This is a genomic window from Ureaplasma sp. ES3154-GEN (assembly GCF_025780075.1).
GTDB lineage: Bacteria > Bacillota_I > Bacilli_A > Mycoplasmatales > Mycoplasmoidaceae > Ureaplasma.
In genome coordinates this window covers 68,282-90,779 of the sequence record NZ_JAOXHM010000003.1, presented here as the reverse complement: position 1 = coordinate 90,779, position 22,498 = coordinate 68,282, and the positions used below count along the sequence as shown (strand labels likewise).

11 protein-coding genes, 1 tRNA gene and 1 pseudogene are annotated in these 22,498 nt (G+C 27.0%); 2 read left to right on the top strand and 11 right to left on the bottom strand.

Features of this window, described 5'->3' with window-relative positions; all coding sequences use genetic code 4:
• Window positions 1-16 precede the first annotated feature (16 nt).
• The 4 genes and pseudogenes from OF377_RS01470 to OF377_RS01455 form a co-directional block, all read right to left on the bottom strand.
• Window positions 17-679, bottom strand: a complete 663-nt coding sequence (locus OF377_RS01470) for a restriction endonuclease subunit S (protein ID WP_263836133.1) — start codon at window positions 677-679, stop codon at window positions 17-19.
• Window positions 636-1,883, bottom strand: coding sequence for a restriction endonuclease subunit S (locus tag OF377_RS01465; RefSeq protein WP_263836132.1), 1,248 nt, complete (start codon window positions 1,881-1,883; stop codon window positions 636-638). The genes OF377_RS01470 and OF377_RS01465 overlap by 44 nt, the downstream gene beginning before the upstream one ends.
• Window positions 1,861-2,112, bottom strand: coding sequence for a restriction endonuclease subunit S (locus tag OF377_RS01460; protein WP_263836131.1), 252 nt, complete (start codon window positions 2,110-2,112; stop codon window positions 1,861-1,863). Before OF377_RS01460 ends, OF377_RS01465 begins: the two co-directional genes overlap by 23 nt.
• Window positions 2,105-3,701: pseudogene (locus OF377_RS01455) on the bottom strand (type I restriction-modification system subunit M). Before OF377_RS01455 ends, OF377_RS01460 begins: the two are co-directional and overlap by 8 nt.
• A gap of 316 nt (window positions 3,702-4,017) precedes the next feature.
• Between OF377_RS01455 and OF377_RS01450 the strand changes: the two are divergent.
• Both OF377_RS01450 and OF377_RS01445 read left to right on the top strand, forming a co-directional pair.
• Window positions 4,018-5,967 carry a hypothetical protein gene (locus OF377_RS01450; RefSeq protein WP_263836130.1) on the top strand — a complete coding sequence of 650 codons (1,950 nt, stop codon included), beginning with the start codon at window positions 4,018-4,020 and terminating at the stop codon, window positions 5,965-5,967.
• Window positions 5,943-9,338 carry a lipoprotein 17-related variable surface protein gene (locus OF377_RS01445; protein ID WP_263836129.1) on the top strand — a complete coding sequence of 1,132 codons (3,396 nt, stop codon included), beginning with the start codon at window positions 5,943-5,945 and terminating at the stop codon, window positions 9,336-9,338. The genes OF377_RS01450 and OF377_RS01445 overlap by 25 nt, the downstream gene beginning before the upstream one ends.
• Before the next feature lie 533 nt (window positions 9,339-9,871).
• On the opposite strand, the gene OF377_RS01440 is transcribed toward OF377_RS01445, so the two are convergent.
• The 7 genes from OF377_RS01440 to OF377_RS01410 all read right to left on the bottom strand — a co-directional run bounded on the left by OF377_RS01440 (window position 9,872) and on the right by OF377_RS01410 (window position 22,425).
• Complete coding sequence (locus OF377_RS01440) at window positions 9,872-11,698, bottom strand: AAA family ATPase (RefSeq protein ID WP_263836128.1); 1,827 nt, start codon at window positions 11,696-11,698, stop codon at window positions 9,872-9,874.
• Window positions 11,691-12,692 carry a hypothetical protein gene (locus OF377_RS01435; RefSeq protein ID WP_263836127.1) on the bottom strand — a complete coding sequence of 334 codons (1,002 nt, stop codon included), beginning with the start codon at window positions 12,690-12,692 and terminating at the stop codon, window positions 11,691-11,693. Before OF377_RS01435 ends, OF377_RS01440 begins: the two co-directional genes overlap by 8 nt.
• A gap of 1 nt (window position 12,693) precedes the next feature.
• Complete coding sequence (locus tag OF377_RS01430; protein WP_263836126.1) at window positions 12,694-14,742, bottom strand: hypothetical protein; 2,049 nt, start codon at window positions 14,740-14,742, stop codon at window positions 12,694-12,696.
• Between the two features lie 3 nt (window positions 14,743-14,745).
• Complete coding sequence (locus OF377_RS01425; RefSeq protein WP_263836125.1) at window positions 14,746-18,867, bottom strand: AAA domain-containing protein; 4,122 nt, start codon at window positions 18,865-18,867, stop codon at window positions 14,746-14,748.
• Between the two features lie 317 nt (window positions 18,868-19,184).
• A tRNA-His gene (locus OF377_RS01420) sits at window positions 19,185-19,262 on the bottom strand.
• 108 nt (window positions 19,263-19,370) lie between these two features.
• A complete protein-coding gene (locus OF377_RS01415) occupies window positions 19,371-21,479 on the bottom strand; it encodes an ATP-dependent Clp protease ATP-binding subunit (protein ID WP_263836124.1) in 2,109 nt (702 codons plus the stop codon).
• A gap of 565 nt (window positions 21,480-22,044) precedes the next feature.
• Window positions 22,045-22,425 carry a hypothetical protein gene (locus tag OF377_RS01410; RefSeq protein WP_263836123.1) on the bottom strand — a complete coding sequence of 127 codons (381 nt, stop codon included), beginning with the start codon at window positions 22,423-22,425 and terminating at the stop codon, window positions 22,045-22,047.
• Window positions 22,426-22,498 lie beyond the last annotated feature (73 nt).

Sequence of the window (22,498 nt, the reverse complement as noted above, 5' to 3'; positions counted from 1 at the left end):
ATTCTTTCTTACTTAATTAGGTCGTTTTAAAGTTCAATAATAGTTCACGATAGTATTCGTATTGTTTAGTCCGGAAAGCAAGTTCGCTAGGAATCAAGCCTGTTGTTTGGTTTATTAAACTTGATAGCTTATCTAGGGTCTTTATAATGTAGTGCTGAATATCAATTGGAATTAAGGGAATTTGGATGTTACTTATCGTGTTGCTCATTAATTTTGGATTAGTTGTTGCATAATTTACATATTTTTTAGTATTTTTTTGCAAATAATATGCCAAGAATTTTGGTAATATTTGTTGGTGATTTTTTGGTTTTAATAAACCACAAATATTTGTAATATTAAATTTGCCACTCCGATAAAAAACCGTACCCGCATAAGCCCCATCGGTTGTTCAGGTTACATATTCGCCATTATAATCATATGTGTTAATTTTGCCAATAATACCATCATTTAATGTTTGTGATGAATATACAGGGTATTCACCAGCGTTATTGGCAATATCCTTTTTGGAAATAACTCGACCACGTTTAATTTCACAAATATCCTCAAGTTTGACATATGAAACTGCATTAGCATAATTGTTTAGTAAGTATTTAACATTGTATTTAAGACATAATGATTCTAAAAGTGATAAGTAATTATTTATGCTTGCTTGCTTGCTTGCTTGCTTGCTTGCTACCACTTTCTAAATCAAATGTCAAGAGTTTTTCGCGGTAATATTCGTATTGTTTTTGACGCTTCTCAATCTCTTCTGGAAGCAAACCAGTTGTCTGGGTTACAAGTTCGCTGAACTTATCAAGAATACTGACAACTTGTTGTTGGATCAGTAGCGGCGGAATTGAAACTAACATTTTTGAAATTGATGTTTTTGGTATCATTTTTCTAGTTTGACCATAAACATATTTATTAATTTGTGATTTAAATAAATTGCTTTTAAAGTAGTAATTTAGATAACAAGAAGTTGTATAATTCACATTTTTCAATCGTAATCTAACAAGATGATACGAATAAACAGCATTATCAATATCTTCAATAGCAACTGCGGTTCTAAAAATATCTTCAGTTGTTTCAGATGTAGGAGTAACAAAAATGTCACCTCTTAAAATGTTACATTTCGTTAATTTATTTTCTGGAGCTGATACAGTCATATTTAACAATCTTTTATGGATATAGTTATTTGTATAAACATCCATATAGTTTAATAACGAAACCATTTGTTCGTTATCGTTGATTTTTTTATCCACTCCAGCAGCATCAACATAAACTATATCCTGTAATGTTCTGTGTTCTAGAAAAAACTTATCTGTTTTTGATCCTTCTGACATTTTTAGTAAATTTTTATCATTTAATAAATAATCTCGGTAGTAAGTATATTGATTATTTCTATATTGCAGTTCACGGTGCAGTTCACGGTGCAGTTCACTAACATATTTTGTAAATTTGTCAAGAGTTTTCACAATTTTTTCTTGTATCTCTAAGGAAGGTACAGGAATAAAAATATTGCCTAAGTCACTAATATAAATATGCGATACTACTTTTCCTTTTTTCAAACCATAAATAATATCCTGTTGATGTTTTAAATAATAATAAAGAAACTTTATTAGAATATTATCTTTTTTAGTGATACCAATTGCATCAGATAATCAAATTGGTTGTTCAAAGTAATCCAAGAAACCTGCGGAACCACTAGCGGCAACGGTAATTACAGGTTCAAAGATATTTGCTTGATTATGATAGTAACTAGGTTTCATCCCACCGCTGACTACAGGAATATCACCAGTAATAATTTGTTTGTTAGTGATAATTTTACCCTTTTGTAAATTAGCAATATCTTTAAGTTTCACATATTCTACTTTTTCTTTTTTAATGAGATCAATTATGTTCATCATAATCTCCTAATTGGTGCAATTTAACATATTCTTCATTAAAACCATAAGTACTCATTTTAACTAATATAGGATCGTTTAATGCTTGTAGACAATAAACAGGGTATTGGGCGACATTATCAGCGATATATTTTTTAGATATTGTTCTTCCTCGTTTCATTTCACAAACATCTTTTAATTTAACTCATTGAATTTGCTCGTTCACAAGTAATTCCTTAAATTTAATCATTTTCAAGTTCCTTAACTAATTCATCGATTTCTGCACGCAAGTCGTCAATTTTCACAACTAATTCTGCTAAGTCCTTATTAACTTGCTTAATATCAATAATTTCTTTATTAGATTTTGGTGTTATATAATTAGAAACCGAAAGTGTGTAGTCATTATCAATAATTTCCTGTTTATCAACTAATCGAGCAAAATGATCGTCGTCATTACGATCTTCAAAAGCAAACATAATTTTTTCGATATCTTTATCAGTAAAGATGTTTTTCTTCCCCTCTTTTTTAAAACAATCAGAAGCATTGATAAACAATACCTTATTCTTATTACGATTGTTTTTATTTTTCACTAACACAAGAATACATGTTGCAATCGATGTGCCAAAAAACATGTTTTCAGGTAATTGAATTAAACAATCAATAAAATCGTTATCAATTAGATATTTTCGAATTTTTTGTTCATTATTTTTACGATAAAAAATTCCAGGAAAACAAACTATCGCAGCCCGTCCTTGGGATGATAAATAATGTAGTGTATGTAAAACAAAAGCAAAATCAGCGTAACCTTTTGGTGCCAAAACACCCGCTGGACTAAAGCGGTCTTGGTTAATTAATGTTGGATCGTCTTCTCCTGTCCAATTAGCACTATAAGGCGGGTTACTAACAATTGCGTCATATCTTTGGTTATCGTCATGTAAGGGTTTTAATAAAGTATCACCATGTTTAATATTAAAGTCCGAATAATTAATATTATGCAGAAACATATTCATCCGACACATATTATAGATTATTAAATTATCATCTTGTCCGTGGAAACCCCCTTTGATTATTTTATTATGTTGATCATGGTAAAAATGACTCATTTGTAGCAACAATGATCCAGATCCACACGTTGGATCATAAACGTTATTAATTGATTGCTTTTGAAATGTTACAATTTTAGCAAGTAATTTAGATACTGTTTGTGGTGTAAAGTATTCCCCCCCCCGACTTTCCACCGTTCGCAGCATAATTTGAAATCAAGAATTCATATGCATCACCAAAAGTATCGATGTCTTGGTCGTGCACAGTTGCAAAATTAATTTCTTGAATACCTTTTAATAAATCAGATAATCTTTTGTTTCTGTCTCTAAGAGTTGCTCCTAAACGATTATTATCAAAATTAATATCTGAAAATAAACCTTTGATGTGGCTATTGTCTTCAAGACTATCAGCACTACCTTCAATATCTTTAAAAACATTAGTTAAAAAAATATTTAAATTATCGTTGTTGTCATATTTATCAACATATTCATTGATAACATTAACAAATAGTTGAGATGGTAAAATAAAAAATCCTTTTTCATTGACACTAAGATTTTTAAAATATTTTTTAGCCTCTTCATCATCTAACTTTTCATAAGAAAAATCAGGGTCTGCTTGTTGTAATTTTTTGTTAAAGTAATCAGCTAAATTTTCTGAAATAAAACGATAAAATAATATTGCTAAAAAATACTCTTTAAAATCTCATGCATCAATATTACCTCGTACATCGTCAGCAATAGCTCATATTTTTTTATGTAATTCCGCACGCTGTGCAGCTTGTTTATTTTGTGACATATAAATCCTTCTTATTTTTATTTTGTGTAGCAAATATCATGAATATATGATTGGATTTTACTATAAATATAAACAAAAAATACTAATTTATTAAAAATTTTCAAAAACAAGTCAAAACACCTTATGAACAATAATATTTAGTTTAAATTTAAATAAAGAAAAATTAAACCATCTGCACTACATTAATAATTGTTATTTTTTCTATATTTTGCTGATTTTTATTATAAAATTTTCTATCATATGTTTTTAACATTAGAACATATCTTTTGATATATAATAATTAACTAAGTAACATATAGAGGGAACAAATAATTTAATGCGTAAAAAAAGATTTATACACCATCTACTATATAGTACACCAGTGGTTTTATCTCCACTAATCACATTAGTAATTAGTGCTCAAAAGAAAGATATTTATCTTGATGAGAGTTTATCTTATGTATGGCGAACTGGAGATATTAATGACCGTTTTTCTAGTTTGCTATCAGAAGATTGAATGGCACAAATACCTAATAATCGTAGTATTTTTTCATTAAGTATTCCCGCAACTCATGACTCTACAATGTATTCATATAGCGGTATTTATGGCTTTTTTGGTCAGGAATACGCTTTAACCCAAGCATATAATTTTCGGGATCAATTGCGTTTAGGAATCAGGGGTTTTGATCTGCGAATGCAAAATGATGGACGTCTGGTGCATGGTATTGTCCCATCTAAACAAACCCTTGATGATGCGATGCGTGATGTCACTACCTTCCTAGCTAAGCATCCTTCAGAATTTGTTATTATTCGGATTAAAGACGAAAATTTTAATGTAAACAAAGATTATTATGCTCGTCAAGCGAATGCAGAATATCAGCGTGTATTAAATAAGTATCGTAATTATTTATATAATCCCAACGGATTACAAAAATGGCAGTTAAAAAATACAAGTAATTTTAATGTGGAATCATTTCGAGGGAAAGTCATTTTCTTAAACCATTGACACCATATTGTTAACCAAGATCTTACTGGGGGGTTTTTGTACGACAACGTCGTTGATCGAAGAAATACTTTGCAAGACAATTACGACGGAATTAATGATCCTAATCATAAAGCGCAAATTGTCCAACGCTTTATGCAAAAAACAAATAATCGTCCTTATGATGAGGAACTTTTTTATTTAAACTTTATGTCCTACGCTAGTCGCACTCGACCATTCGTATCTTCACGAGATGTGAATCCATTAATGACAAGATATTTAAAAACCCAAAATGCTTTAGGCAGTTTAGGTATTGTATTTATGGATTTCCCAGGTCCCTCAATAATTCAGGCGATTTACCGAACTAATTTCTATTATTCGGATGATTATATTAACCACAACGGTCTTGGACCCTTAATGACCAATCTACAAATTAGTACACAACAACCAATTTATGACTATGACCAAGAAATAACACTAGATACATCAGATAATCCAAATGCTTATCAGAATGCAATTATTGAAGTCTATGATGATGATCGATTATTGCAAACTGTCAATATACCAACTAATTTTAACCAACAAAAATTTAATATTGTTTTGCAAGCAAATCATCCTGTACATCTAGGAATGCATTTACGACTAGTAGCATACAAGAAAACACCTGATAATGGTTGGTTTATCCCTCGCAAATATAATAATTTAACTTTGGATAACATTTCAATTGCTCCGACCCAATATCATAACGAAAAAAACACCTTAATAGCAGATATCTCCTTAATGCAAAGTTATTATCTTGAAAATTATTCGATTGTTAGTAATTATTTAACAACTGCATTTATTGATGCTTTAAACACTTTACACAGTAATTCTAATGCGAATCAAACAACGTTTATTAAGATTAAAAATCGATGAAATTTATTGAAGCCAGCTTTAGATGAATTATTAGAACATCTCTATAAGTTGGAAGATAATTATAATCAATTAACAACAACTAATTACCAAGCAGTTTTCAATGAAGAAAATACAAGATTTCTAAGTAACCTTAAAACTAGTATTAACAATGAAATAAACACTTTATTTCTAAACCAAACACTAACAAGTATGCAGATTGAACAAATCAATCAAAAAGTTCAAAAATACGCTTTATTAGCCAAAAACATTGCTTATATTGTTGATGATATAAATTTTGCAAACTTTGATGCGCTGCAATCGTCTTATCAACATAAGTTCACTTGGTTATTAGATTCAAAAAACGATTGAGACCAAAAAATTGCAACATGAAAAATACTCCTAATATTCTAATTAATCAAATAAAAGCAATAAATAATGGAAGTGATGTTGCTTCACAAATTTCATCCTTAATTCACCAACATAGTACATCAATTAATAGCAAGAAAAATATTATTCGTGATTTAAATAATTCCCTTGATACTGTTAATGATTTTTTTAACACTATCAACGACCAAAATCTATTTAACAAATACGCAAGCGCAATTAAACAAACTATTAATAATGGACAAGATGTACAACCGATTATTACGGATGCAAGCAATTTCAATCAGGCATTAATTAGTTTGAAAGATTTTATTAATGGTTTTATAACTTTTCAAACTACAAACCAATTTGAAAATATTCCTACAAGTCAAAAACAAAGTTATACTAATCTGATTAATGAAATCAAAACAAGAATTACTAATTTAAATTCCTTAAGTATTAATCAATTAAATGATTGAATTTCTAATTTAAATATTTTAAAAAGCACAATTGAAACAAATCACCAGTGGTATATTCAACAACAGACATTAATTTCATCAAATAACATTTTGTATCCTAATCAAAAAACGTTATTATTACATCAATTAAAAGAAGTTCACATAAAAGCACAACCAGATAAAAACCAATTTGTCCAATTATTAACAAATTTAATTAACCTCGGTTTACCTAGCAAAATTCATCTTTTAAACCATTTAAATCAAGCACAATTAACTCATTTGAATAACACATTACAAAACTCAATTAATATTGAACAAATTAGTAATCTACTAGAAGAATACACTAGTTTAAATAGCACAATGTCAAACACGCAAACAATATTTAGTTCGTTTGCGGATTACCAAACTAAAAAAGGTTATCAATTATTGACCGTAGAAGACCAAAACGCGCTAAACGAAACTTACAATAACTTGCAACACGCATTAGTTTCTAATAGTTACGAAGAAGAACTGATTAATTATCAGAATCAATTATCAAGATTCACACATATCTTAACATCTAATCCTCTCGAACATTTGCAACAAGAAATTGTAAATAATAACCATTTATACCAATGAGAAAAAAATAATCTTGTAAACCAAATCTCAAATATAAGCAATTATTCTAATTGACAAGCTGTTAAAAATACATTGACTAATTGAATCGACCGGAATTACCAACAAAATGATTTAACATACTACAACTCATTTACCCCCATACAAAAACTTAATCTAATAAAGATATTTAATGGTGCTGATAACGAAGAAACATATAATACATTAAAAAATAAATATAATGAGTTAGTCCAATTGCTCAACAAAATCAAACAAAATTTATTGGTTGATCAAGACTACTCAAATAATGAGTACTACACCCTAAATGACGCAAATATCCAAAACGATCTAAACACACATTACCAAAGCCTACAACAGGTAATTGGCACTAGTTTAGATGCTGATTTAATTCAAACCAATTATAATGACTGAAACAACATTAAACAAAGTGCGCACGATGCATTAGTTGCTAAAAAAGCTCGTACTAAAGCACTTGCTGATTATCACAATATTGTCAACCAATTAATTACTTTAAAAAACCAATATACGATAAATTCCGAACGTTATGCATCCTTAATTACAGAAATCAATAACGCCATTAATCACCATAATTCAATAATCTCATCAGAACATACAAATACTTTGGACATTAAAGAAAGTGTAGACAAATTAATTACATTAAAAAACAAGCTAGCAAACCAACAAATTAGCCTGGATCAGCAAGCTGCATTAAAAGCAGCTGAACAAAATTTTTATACTCAGGCATCACGTACTAATTATTCAATTGCTGATAATCTTAAGAACACCGTTCTTCCAAGCGAAATTGATGCTAACCAGTTAATCCCCCCTGTTTTATCAGATAACTGAAATGTTGAACATTTAGTTTTAATACCCGACAATGAAACCGGTAGTTTAACCCTTAGATACTCTTTAGGTTTCCAAGGTTTCAAAAAAATAAAAACCCAAATTATCTCTGGTTTTTTAACAACTCAGGATATGAACAATCATAAAAAACTAAATGATCTTCGAGCACAATATGAAACAATTAACAACGAAATCAATCAATTCATCACTGAGCATCAAACACATTTTGCGAATATAACCAATGTATTATCCGCTAGCATTGTGAAATATGATCACAACCATATTGAAAACAATATTGATTGATTGAAAAATGCAATTAATCAATTAACTAATTTATTAGAAGAAGCTTATCATAATCTACAACAAATTATTAATCAACAAAATATTTACAAACAAACAATTAAAGCTAAAATTCAAGCATATAACCAACAATTAGCTCCCTTTATTACAAAACAAATATTTTCTAGTTCAATTACCCAGTGACAAACCACAATATCTAATGTTTTAAAACAAATTAATAGTACTGATTTAGTAATTAGTAATTTAGAACAAATCAGTGATGAAATTGATAATAATTTCAATGAATTAATTAATAATTTAGAAAATCAAAAAACAGAAATCATCAATAATCAAATACCCTTAATTAGTATTAAAATCATTAATCCTGATCAACCAATCAATACTATTACCTCTAATGATTTAACTATCAAAAGCAATCTAGAAGATTTAGATATTAAGGTTGATGATATTAACGCTGATATAATGAACAACACACTAAACGTTACTGTTCATTTAAATTATTTAAATACACATGTTAAACATACATTTAATATCGTTTTACCAAAAAACCAAAAAACTAGTGCGCACAAAAAGCAACAATTAGAACAACCAAACAAAACTAATTCTTATGATAATCCTGCTACAAAACTAAATGAACAAGACCAAGAGAACAACATAGAAAATCAGCCCGATTTTCCTGCACCCCAACCAACAGCGATTCCTGATACTAATCATTCAGAATCCAAAAAACAAGGGAATCAAGAAGTAAAAAATCCTAACGAATCAATTAAAACTTCAATACCAACAGACTATATTCAACAACCATTAGGTCCGTTAAATCCTCAACCAATACAACCAAGTGATAACCCATTAATTCGCCAGTATGATTTATTGATTAATCAAATTGAAACAACAATTAATACTAATTATCAAAATTGAGCACAAAATAAAATCAATAAACTTTATGGACTGTTAAAACAAGTTAAAGCAACCAAAAATCTTATCAATCAATCTGATGGCGAACAACCAAAAAATAAACTACAAAACTATAATAACCAATACGATAAGATAATTAAAAATACAGCTGTTCTTAGTACAAAAAAAGAACATAACAACAATGCTTTTTGAGCAATAATTGTTATTCCTATTTTAGGAATAATCCTTATTCCATTAATCATTTATTTAACAAAAAAACATAAAAAAACAAATAATAAAAATTCATAAACAAAATGCTTAGTTATATTTTTAACTGCTATTAAAAAACCAAGACATGAGTTCTGTATAGTAAAACTCATGTCTTGGTTTTTGTATTATTTTACCTATTAGTTTTCATAAGGAATTTTAGTGTAGTCACATTTTTTATATTGTTAGTGAATTAATATTTATATGATTAAATAAAATTAATCGCATATTTTATTCCGAATTTTCTTTAATAGCAAAAGTTAATATTTTATATTTTATAAAATTATTACCAAATCCGTTCATTACTATTCTTTATTTATTCATATTATTATAATTCCTAGTCTTTTTTATAAATTACTCTGTTAAAAAAATCTTATTTGAGAAGATAATTTTTATCTTCCATAATAAAAATACCAAAATATAGTTCTAACTACTCTATATAAAAAACAATAATTTCTAAATAAATTTATTATTTATCAAAAATCATATTCACAAAAACCGATAAACATAAAACAGTAGTGTCATCATAAAATGAGACACTACTGTGCTTATATTTAATTTATTATTTTGGATTATTAATCATTAATTAAATCAATGAGAATATTCTTATTTTGAATAATCATTTCTGCAAATATAATTTTATCTTCTTTTATTCTTTCTTGAATAAATTCATAATTATCAAAAATAAATTGACTAACACTTGTCGTTAGTGTACTATCAATTACATTAATAATCCCACGTGCCCCCATTTTCTCATCACTTTTATTTTTAATAAATTCTATGAAATCATTTTCTGCCTTATCATAATTAATTTTTAAATTATATTGGTTATTAATTTTATTAAATAACTGTTTAATTTTCATAAGAACAATATCCCTGATGATGTTTCAATCAGTGATGTAATTAAAGGGAACAATATTCTTTTCTCCAATTCGATTTAACAACTCAGGACGATTCATATTCTCAATAAAATGCTTGCGAACTTCTGTTACAAACTGACGACGAACAGTTAGTTCGTCCTTAGAACTATCAATTTTATTAGTTCCAATATTAGATGTAAAGATAATGAATGTTTCTGAAAAATCGATTAGTTCTCCTTTTGAAGATGTTAATCTTCCGTCTTCGAGAATTTGTAAAAATTTATCTAAAATTCTAGGATGCGCTTTTTCGATTTCATCAAATAATAAAATGCTGAACGGGTGTTCTTTAACCTTATTGGTTAATTCTCCCCCCGAATCATAGCCCACATACCCCGGGGGAGCACCAATTAATCGTTGGTCAGAATGTTCGTGATTATATTCAGACATATCGAACCGAATTAATTTAGATTCATTTCCGAAGACAAATTCTGCCAATGTTTTCGAAATTTCTGTCTTTCCGGTTCCTGTTGGTCCAACAAAAAATAATATTCCTTTAGGTTTTGAACGTGATTCATTATACAATAAACCGTTTAAACCTAAAAACGAATTTATAAGATTTATATTTATTTGTTCAATCGCATAATCTTGTCCTTTAACCCGATTCTTAAAATGTTCTTTGAGTTCCCTAATCTTATTAAAATTAATTTTTTCTCATTCTGATTCTTGTTTATTAAAATTAACAAGATTATAACGGTTAACAAATGTTTGGCTTTTATCTCTAATACGTCCGAATTGAGCGATTTCTATACACGATAGTTTATCAGTTAATGCAACAACTTTTTCTAATGCAACACTGTTTTGTTTAAAAAGATTTGCATCCTGAGTGCGTAAGGACGCGGCATAGTACTTAATTAAATCCCGACGTTCGTTGATGTTAGGTTTTTTAATCATAACCTCAGCATATTCAATGTTATTTTGATAGATATCCTTAAACAAATGGTTTGGATCACGGGTAATAAAAACTAATTTATCCTGTTCACGTAAATCTGCATTTTCATCAAATTTAGTTTCAATTTTTTTGCTGTCTAAAAATTGAGCTAATAAGCTAATTAATTTTTCAAGATACATATTTTGATTATTGTTGCTGTCAAAATATGAATCAGCAAAATTAATTACATAAATTCCTTTAGTATGCGTAATCATATTTCCGTCTTCATCTATAATATCCGTGGTTTGTTCAATAATACGGTCTAAGAAAGCGTCAAGATTAGGGCAATCTATAGGCTTATATTCATCCTTATTGGATTGATTTAGTAAATTTAAACCCCCAAAAGATGGAGAGAAATATTCCAATATTTTGTATTGTTCTTGTTCTGCAAAATCTCTAATAATACCTTTTAAATCCTTTTCAACAAACATTTTCTGCTCAGGATTTTTATTATCGTGTTTTTGGTATCCATAAATGTCACTAACATTACCACTAATAGTAATAATATTTTTTTGAGCTAGTTTAATTTTCAAATATTCTAATGATTTAAGCATTGTTATTTCCTGTTTTTTGTTTCATTGCTCGCGCTAATGGACGCGCGTTTGAAGCATTACGAGTTAATGTTTGTTTAGCATATTTATAATTGTAAGCAAGTAAATCTTGCTGTACATTTTCTGCAAGATTTCAACACATATGACGTTCATAATCGCCGATATCATAACTAACTGTGCCATCTAAATTTAGAGTTAATTTTAAAATATTATTGTGTTGTTTTTGATTAACAAAATCAGCAATAAATGCAAATGTTGGCCGTAATTTGTTTTCATCATCCTTCTTAATAATAAATTCCAGTTTTCTAGGTTTATAATTGTGCTTTGCAAAAATATGTTCATAAATCTTTTGTTTTTTTAATGCTTCATTATAGTTATTCACTACTTCCTTAACATAAGCAGCAAAGTCTGCTAGCTCCTGGTAGTTTTGCATCATCATAAATTCGTTTAATAATGTTCCTTTTAATTTATGATCAACATTTTGCTTCATTAGCATTTCAGTTAATGAAGTTTTTAGGTTGTTGTATTTCTCTTGGTCAATATTTGCTTGTTTAACCTCATTTAAAACACTTAAAAAGTTTTCGGGATTAATATTTAAACCTTGAGATTCTAATTGATCAATCACAATTTTAGATAAAAAACCATTTTCAATTATTAAGTTATGAATTATTTGGTTATTTTCATTAATTAGTTCTTCGTAAGACACATCAATTTGTAAATTTTGTACAGTTTTTAATAAATGACTTTTTTGACGTTCATACTCAAGAAATTTCTGATCAATAGAATTTCTACTTCCTGTTTCTGTGTGTAAACCACTAATTGCAATTAATTGATCTTCAACTTTCTGCAATTGTTCTAATAAATCATTAATACAATTAGCAACCAATTGAGAATGAACTACACTTTGCAAATTCAACAAGCTTTGACGTAAATCATTTATTTCCCCTCGTTCAGTGTCGGTATTTATTTCAAATGTAATTGTAACGGCATGACTCATCTTATTTCTTTACCTTTATTGACTTTTTAACAAGTTGTTTAATTTTGTTTTTAATATTTTCTTCTAATTCATTAATATCTCCAAAAGAGAAACGATTAATTTTTTTCTTTAATTCATCAGTTAATTCGTGTGCAGAAGGATTTAGTAATTTTTTAATATTATCCAATAAAAATTTCAAATTATCATCTTCTTCAAATGTGTCAGTTAAATATTTTTGTAGTGGTGTGTTTTTTGGGTTATTCGTTGAAAAACCACTTTCTCTTTCGATTAATTTTCGTAAATCAGTCATCTTACCTAATTTTGTATTTAAAGTACCATTAATTAATATGTTTTTAAGATGCATAATTGTTTGCTTAAATAAATCAAATTGATCAATTTGTTCTGTTGAAATCGGAAGAATTTCTTGTGGAAATTTTTTAATTCATTCATCATATTCATCAATTATTTTTTCATATTTTTTGTTATCTTGTTCATTGATTTCTGAAAAACTATTTAGATGGTTTTTATCATTCAACAAATTATCTAACTGATTATAAAATTTTTCAATGTGTTTTATTTTGTTGTGTTGTTCATAAAATAATAAGTGTTCTTTTGTAAACAAAAATTCAATTTCTTGAATTAATTTATCGTAGTCATTAAATTTATATTTCTTTAAAAAATCTATTAATTTTTTTTGATTATCAAAAACTGTCTTTTTATTTAAAATGGTTGTTTTCTTTAATAATTTTAAAACCAAATTATCATTTTGCTTAATCGTAATATTGGCTAATATTTCATCTAAATTAGTAAATTCTAGAGTTTTAATTTGGTCGACATTTAGGCCCAATCACTTTCCAAAATCAGTATGCTTTACAAAATATGAATAATACTCTATTACTAAATTTACAAGTTTTATGTTCGTTTGTTTATGTGTGTTTAATTGTAAAAAATTACTTCTGTGTTTAATCAAGCTCACAAAATCATACTGAACATAATTAAAACCTACAACATCAATTTGTTGATTATAAAACTTAATCTTAAAATCTGATAAAAATACTTCTTTAAAAAAATCATTTTCATCATTAACAATAGGAATTTGAAACATCATTTCTAAAGATTTTTCAAAATCATTGTATTCTTTATTTTTCATTTTTGTATGAAAAATAAAATCAAAATGTGTTGGATTTAAAATTTCTTTTTTTGTGTACTGCTCCAAATAAGTGTTATCGATTTTTAAGATATCGTAAATTAATTTTTGGATATCTATACTTAAAACTTTTGGTTCATCTGATGATAATTCTAATTCAATTACTGATGATAAAAATGCTTCGATTTTTTTGTCTTTAATTGATATTTCATTATTGTTTAAATAAAAATCAAAATCTATTTCTTCCCATACTACATCTTTTTCAACCATATTGTCAGTTTTTTCTTTACCATCTGGTAGTTGATAACTAACATAAATTTCGTTTCATCCTGCCTTTTCATTTAACTCTTCAGATATGGTATTCGTGATTTGATCATCATATTTATTGTCTAAAATACTTTTGTTTTTGTATTGATAATATTCATAATTAAAACCGCTAAATAACGTTGAATCATTGTTATATTTAATATTTTCAATTGATTCACTGTTGCTTAATAAATCTCTTATGTATAAATACGATTTTTTTTGGTCTTTAGTATCAAGAGAAATAAAGTTATTATTATCATATTCTTTCTTGATTTTTTTGTGAATTCAATTTTCTTGCGAAAACAATTGTGAAACATATAATTTTTTAAGGTCTTCAAATGATATATTAGGAGGAACAGAACGAATGATACCAGTTTTAATTAATGAGTGCATCCTCTCTAAGTAAAAATCTAACAGTTTTTCATTTTGAATGTTAGTAACCGTTTTAATGTAATCAACTATCTTTAAATCATAATATTTAAAAACGTTTGGATCATATAAAAGTAGAATAATAATAAAACGGTCTAAAGAATTAGCAGGAATTTGTTTGCGAAAATAAGCTTTAAAAGGTATTTTTAACGTTGGTTTATATAATTTAAATATAATTTTTTGTTCCATAAATTAGTTACCACCTTTCTTTGGATCATCGAGTTCTTTAATATTTATATACGTATCTTTTTCGCGGGCTTTTTTTCTATATTCATTTATAATTGCGATAGTTTCTGAATCATCAATTTTGTTTTGGTCACTATTTCATTTAGAAAGTCGGAATTGTAAATCCTTTAAATCATTAAAAGCGCCAACAATAATCAACAAATCTTTTGCTCGCGATACTGCGACATTGATTCGTTCAGTGCTCTTATAAAAAGAGTAATTGCGCTTATTATGGTAAATTAATTGGTTTTCTTTTTTATATTCCCCTTGTGCTCGTACTAAATCAACAATAATAATTTGTTTTTCTCGACCTTGGAAGTTATCTACTGTATCTACTCTTACATGGTTTTTAATTCGAGATTTGTATTCCTTATTATGGTAAATATCATTTAAAAAATATTTAATAACCTTGTTTTGAGGGCGAGTCATAGAAATAACTCCGATTTGATCAAAATCAAAAACATCATTTTCAATGTTATTATTAATCAGATTTTTAATAATTTCATTAATAATATAACCATTGTACTCATTAAAGCGTGCGCCACTGTCTTTGTTTTCGTTATCAATTAGTGGTATATTTTGATCAAATGCTCTAAAATCATTCTCTTTCAACTGATTATATAAACCTGTTGGTAGTCTATTTTTATTTTTTAAAAAATTAATAAATGATTTTGATAAATAAGATGTATCTACAAAAATAAATGATTCTTTATAACTATATGAAGGTCTTAAGTAATTCATTACGTATTTACTTACTTGTTTACTCTCTGTTTTTAATTTTTCATCATCATCATATACGATATTTACCACACTTTGAATGTCTTCGTTAAAACGATGTTGCTCATTTAAAAAACTATAAAAGTTCATTCCTGAATTATTGCTATTATTGCTTTTGAGTTTTAAAACATTGAATTTAAAAAATGGATACTTTAGTTCATTTATTAAGTCTTTAAATCCATCTTCTGTTTTCGTAATTTTATAATTTTTATTTTTTTCTAATTTTTCTTGTTCTTCTTTTATTAAACGATTTCATATATTTCAAGGAACAGGGAAGGATTTTTGAAGATTATGAATGCTTTCGTTTTCAATTTGATCTTCATTAATTGAACCATTTTCAAAATCTGTGACCGGTGGCAGTTGTTTATAATCTCCTGCTAACAAGGTTTTTTCTGACATCATACAACAGTTAATAATTTCAGCAGTTGTACTTTTTGAAACCTCATCGACAATAGACATATAAATTGGGTATTCAAGAAATAAACTTTTTTCTTTCTCATCAGTTGGAGAACTAATAGTTTGCTTAGCGGTGGTTGTTAATCCGATTAAATTAACCAATTCATTGTCATAAATATATTTGCTAAAATATTTGCTAATTTGTTCGTTATACTCATTGCCAGTATTTTTGGATAAATCCCCTTCAATCAAATATAACTTATCTCTTATTGGTTGATTATTATTATAATCATTAATTTTATACAAATCCTTGACATTTAATTTTAAATCCAGTAATTTCTGGTATTGTGTTCAAATATTGGTTTTTTTAAAATCATTTAAATAATTTAAATATCTCTTTGCATTATTAATTTTTTCCTTATTTCAATGATCATAAAAATTATTATAATCATCAATAATACGATTATAATCTATGTCATTTTCTCCATCAATTTGGAAGTGTTTAATTAGTTTTTCAAATTGATCTGGTTTTATTAACTTATTTTGATATTTGTTTATTATTTTCAACTCTTCATCATTGTTAGTCTTTAATAACTCGTCTTTCAATCCAAAAATAATATCAACTAAATCAATGATCTGTCTTCAAACATTAATATTTTCATTAAATGACAGATTTTTTAATGTTGGTAAATCATCTAAAAACTTATTTTTCTCATCTTTGATATTTAAGTTGTATTTAATAATCGCAGACATAAAATTATTAAAACTGTGTTTCAAATCGAAAATATTTGGATCATTTAGATCATCAGTTTTATTTTTTCTAATCGTTTTATACATTATAAAATTCGGATCGTCTGCAGTTAAATCCTTAATCCGGTCAAAAACATTAAGAATTGCTTCATTTGTAGAAGACATTAGTAGTACATTTTTTTGGTCATTTTTAATAATGTGATAAATTAAAGCAGAAATACTTTGGGTTTTACCAGTCCCAGGCGGACCTTGTAAATAAGAAATACACGGTGCTAAAATTGCTTTTTTTACCGCATCAACTTGCTTCTCATTTAAATTAATGGGACCAGTATTTATTTTTAATTGGTCTAACTCTTCTTTAGTAATAAAAAAACTATCTGGCGCTTCAATTGATTTAGGCAACAATGGGTTTTTAAATACACCATTTATAAGGTTCTTTAGTGCCAAATATAAACGACGATTTTTTTCAAATGTTCCATAGTTTTTATTGCATAGAATAAATAAACTATAACTATTATTTTTTAATTCACTAGGGTCTGTTAAAAAGACAAAACCATCTAATAAACTTTCGGGTTGTGAAATGTCTAAATGATAAAAATCATCTAATCTGACTTTTGATATATCCTTTGTTTTTAAATTAAATGTATAAAATTTAATTTCTTGTTCATTAGTTAGCTCAATATTTTTATTTGCTTTTTTAATTAATTCATCATTTTTTTGAATCTCTGTTTTATTGGCATTGATTTGATTTTCTAAATTCTTAGATTCATTATTTAATTTAGATTTCTTTTCTTCCAGAGTTTTAATTTGTTTATTTATTTCACTGATTTTTTTATCATTTTCTTTTAGACTTTTATCATAATTATTTTTATTTTCTTGAATTCGTTTAATTTCTTTTTCTAATCTATCAATTTCATTTGTTTTTTGAACAATTACTAATTGAGCGTCTTTTTGTTTTTTTAATTTTTTTACTCTATTTCAGTTGTCTTTTACTTGTTTTTTTAATTCATCAATATTATTATTTTTTGTATAAATTTCTTTTTTTAAATATTGAACTTCGGATGATAATAACTCTTTTTCTTCTTTGAGTTTGTTTAAATTATTTTCGAGTTTGTTTAAATTATTTTCGCAAGAATCGATTTCTTCTTTGTTTTCTTTCTGTTTTTCTTTAAAATATTCGTAATTTTCCTTCAAATTTTTATTTTTATCTTCGATGTTTTTTACCAAGTTTTCTAGTTTTTGACTATAATCATATGGATTGAAATTAATGTTTGTAATTTTGTCATTCTTATCAACATCTTCTTCATCATAAAAATAAAACTCTTTTTCTTTACTGCTTACAATATCAACAAAATCACTACTAATTTTCTTGTTTACGATGCGAAAAATAAATTTGTGTTTAGCATTATCGTCATTGTATTCTACAACAGTATTTTTTGGATCTTTCAATAAAAGAACATGCGGAAAAATATCTCTTTCTAGCTGTTTTTCGTTTTTATTAAACTTTTTCCATTCAACGGAAATATACTTACTTAAAAAATCAAATGTGTTTGCGATTCGCACTGTGCCTTTGTTTCTTCTATCAAACGAACGCATTAATGATAGATTTGAGCGGTTATATACTTCTTTTAAGAGTGTTTTAAGGATTCAAGAATTACCAATGTTTTCTTCTTTTTTATTATTTGTTTTGATTTCAAATTGCAAATTGTAGTTTTCATAAATATTAACAAATGACTGAAAATTTTTTGGATTAATTTTTCTTAAAATATCAATGCGTTCAAATTTTAAAAATGGTTGATCATTAAAAGATGTTTTAAAAGTCAACATTAAGTTATCTTGGTCCTTAAAAACTTTTCTGTTTTGATTTATAAATAAACAAAAAATAACAGCATTACTACGGTCTTTTGAAGATCGTAAATCATTGTTTAAAAGATAAATGCTGTCAGTAATACTAATAATATCTGCAAAAAATTGATCATATCGTTTATATTTATCTTTGATAGCTAATAATGTTTGTCAATATTTATTATCTAAATAATCAGATTCAATAATTTTATCTAAATGTTCTTCATATGTTAAATTGTTTTTATTAAACCGATCAACCAGTTGTTGATCTCCCTTGTTCATTTGTTCATTGATATATATATATATATAAAGCTTGTCCATAAATGTTTATAAATTCCTTAATAACCTTTCTTAATTAAATCTTGTTATAATAACAATTAAAAAAACTATAAAACATAGTTTTTTGTAAAAATAACCCAGAATAATGAATATTTTTATATTATCACATTTATTTATAATTTGCTAATTTAGTTATTTGTTTTAAAAATTTTAAATTGGTTAAAAAGGTTTTTATATATTTCAGAATACGTGTTAATTTCCTTTTATAAACTACAAAAAAAGAAGTATAGCGCTCACTATACTTCTTTTTTCTACAGACTTTTACTAACACAAAAAGTATTAATAAAGTTTAATTTAAATGGGGTGATTAACGGGACTCGAACCCGCGAAGTACCTGAGTCACAGTCAGGCGTGTTAACCAACTTCACCATAACCACCATATTAATACACCATATAAGTATAATACATTTACTTAATAAATGCAAGAAATATATTATTAAACTAGATTTATATGGTGTATTAATCTATCCGTAGTTAATATATTTTTATAAAATAATTTGTAAACGATCTTCCTCGTGATTATATTTTAAAATATAATCCGTATTCTTTTTAATTTGATCCGTCATTATAAAACGAGCAATCTGGTTTTCAATATGGTTGATAATTCAACGTTTGAACGGTCGTGCTCCAAAACTTTGGTTGTATGCTGCTTTTAAAATGGCATCATAATCAATTTGATCAAAATTAATTAAATAATCATTATCTTTTAATCTTGCTTGTAAATCCTTAAACATTTTCTTAATAATATCAATTAAGACATCATGTTCTAGTGGATTAAAAACAATAATATCATTGATTCTATTTAAAATTTCAGGTTTTAAAGTTTGTTGTAATAACAACAATGCTTTAGTTTTGTTTTTATTTAAAATCTCTTGACTACCGATGTTACTTGTCATAATAATGATAGTGTTTTTAAAGTTAATATCGTTATTATGTGCATCCTTAATTGTCCCTTCCTCAAGAATCTGCAATAAGGTATTTAAGACATCAGGGTGTGCTTTTTCGATTTCGTCAAACAAAACGACGCTATATGGTTTTTGTTTTACAGTTTTAGTTAATAAACCAGCATCCTCATATCCCACATAACCCGCAGGTGCACCAATTAATTTTGCAACGGTGTGTTTTTCCATAAATTCAGACATATTAAACTGGATTAAGGCTTTATTGGTGTCAAATAAACTAAAGGACAATGCTTTCGCTAATTCTGTTTTTCCAACACCTGTTGGTCCTAAGAATAAAAACGATCCTAATGGTTGGTTTGGATTTGCAATCCCAGCACGTGCGCGCATAACAGCATTAGCTACTGCGTGTACGGCCTCATCTTGACCCATTACTTGTTTTTTTAAATTATCAAATAAATGTAAAATCTTTTGTTTATCGTCATCTAATAAATTTTGTACTGGAATTTTAGTTGCTGTGGCAATAACATCTGCAATTTCTTTGTCAGTTAATGCGTCGACAATTAGTTTATTCTCTTTTTTGTTTTCAATTAATGCTTCTTGTTGTTCAACTTGTTTTTGGTAAGCTGGCAAATCATAGTATAATAATTTACTTGCCTTTTCATATTTACCATCAAATTGTAATCGTTCAATCTCATGATTAGTATCGTCAATTTTTTGTTTTAATAATTTTAAATTATTAATTTGTTCTTTTTCTGATTCATACTGCTTTGATAAATTATCATAAGCGGTTTGTTTTTTATTAATTTGTTCTTTAATCTCTTCTAATCGTTGTGTTGATTTAACATCGTTTTCATTTTCTAAAGCCGCTTTTTCTGTTTGCAAATATTGAAGTTCACGGGTTAATTGATCAAGTTCAACAGGCGAAGAATTAATTTGTGTCTTAATTTTAGCAGCCGCTTCATCAATTAAGTCAATCGCCTTGTCAGGAAGGTAGCGGTCAGTAATATATCGCTGTGACAAATTAACAGCTGCAACTAATGCGCTATCATGAATCTTAATCCCATGAAACGCTTCTCAACGTGGTTTTAATCCCCGCATAATTGTAAGAGCTTCAATGCTTGTTGGCTCATTAATTGTAATTGGTGTTAACCGTCGTTCTAATGCAGCATCTTTTTGAATATATTGACGGTATTCATTAAAAGTTGTTGCACCAATAACCTTAATTTCTCCCCGTGCCATCATTGGTTTTAAAATGTTAGCAGCATCCATAGCTCCCTGAGTTTTGCCTAAACCCACCAATTGATGAATTTCATCAATAAATAAAATAATATTACCATTTGCTTTTTTTACTTCATTAATAATTGCTTGTAATCGTTCCTCAAATGCCCCTTGATAACTCGCTCCCGCTATTAAAGAAGTTAAATTTAACTCTAGAATAGTTTTATCATAGAGATTTGTAGGTACGTCTTTGTGCACAATCCGGTAAGCTAGTCCTTCAACCACTGCCGTTTTTCCAACCCCTGGTTCCCCAATTAATACAGGATTAGATTTGGTTTTACGACTTAGAACTTCGATTGTTCGACGAATTTCATCATCTCGACCAATAATTGGATCGATTTTATTATTTTTAATTTCCTCGTTAATATTACGTGTATATTGACTAATATCATTATTTTTTTGTTTAAATTCCATTATCATAACCTCCAATAATAATACTTAAATTTTAGCACTTATTAGCTAAGAGTGCTAATTTTTATTTTTTTGGCCTGGGGGTTCTTGGTTCTTACCTTATTTTTTATCTACATTTATTTTTAATTTTTTAAAAATAAAATATAAACATCTACAAACTATAAAATATTAGATAAGAAAAAATCCGTTTTTAAAAACAAAAAATAATATTAATTTAATATCTGTTAATAAAGTTTTCTAATTTTCACTAGATTAATAGTTTAGAAAAAAATTGTAAACATTCGCAAAAAAAATTAATTGTACACAAAGATTGTGAAAACATTTTTTAGTTAAATGTGAAACTTCCTATAGCGGTTTTTTCTTAATGATTATTTTAAGAATATACAGTTGAGAGAAATTATATTAAAGTAAAGTTTAATTGTTAATCTAAAAAATATTTTTCCTCTTACTTTAATTTATTCTTAAGAAAATAAAAAAAGATATGTTGTCACATATCCTTTTAACTATATTATTAATATTTTTTACTTTTTAAATACACTTCTTTGTTACTTTATTAGCGAAAAAAGTACTATTGTTCGTCAATCATTTTTTTTAAACTATTTAATGTTTTGATTCATGCGACAAAATACAAGAGTGGTGAGACCAATAAGCCAACTAGTAGTAAAATTCATCAGATTTTAAATTCTTCCAATTTTAATGAATGTAATTTAACAATATACATAATTTTAAGAATTAAACTTGCAACAACATACATTCCGATAAAGAAACCACCTGCTCCTAACATTGAAACTGTTGAAACTAGATCTTTTGTTAAAAAACTAGTAGCAAATAAAATAATACCTAAAATAAACATTGGTAAAAGTATTAAATGTCACAAACCAATCGTACGTAAATTTACTAATCTTGATACAGATACGTCTTGTGGCTGATTATAAAAATTTGATTTCATATTAATTTAAAAAACCTTTCTTTTTTAGATAATAATGTGTTTACTATATTTATTAAACTTTTGTTTTTAACTA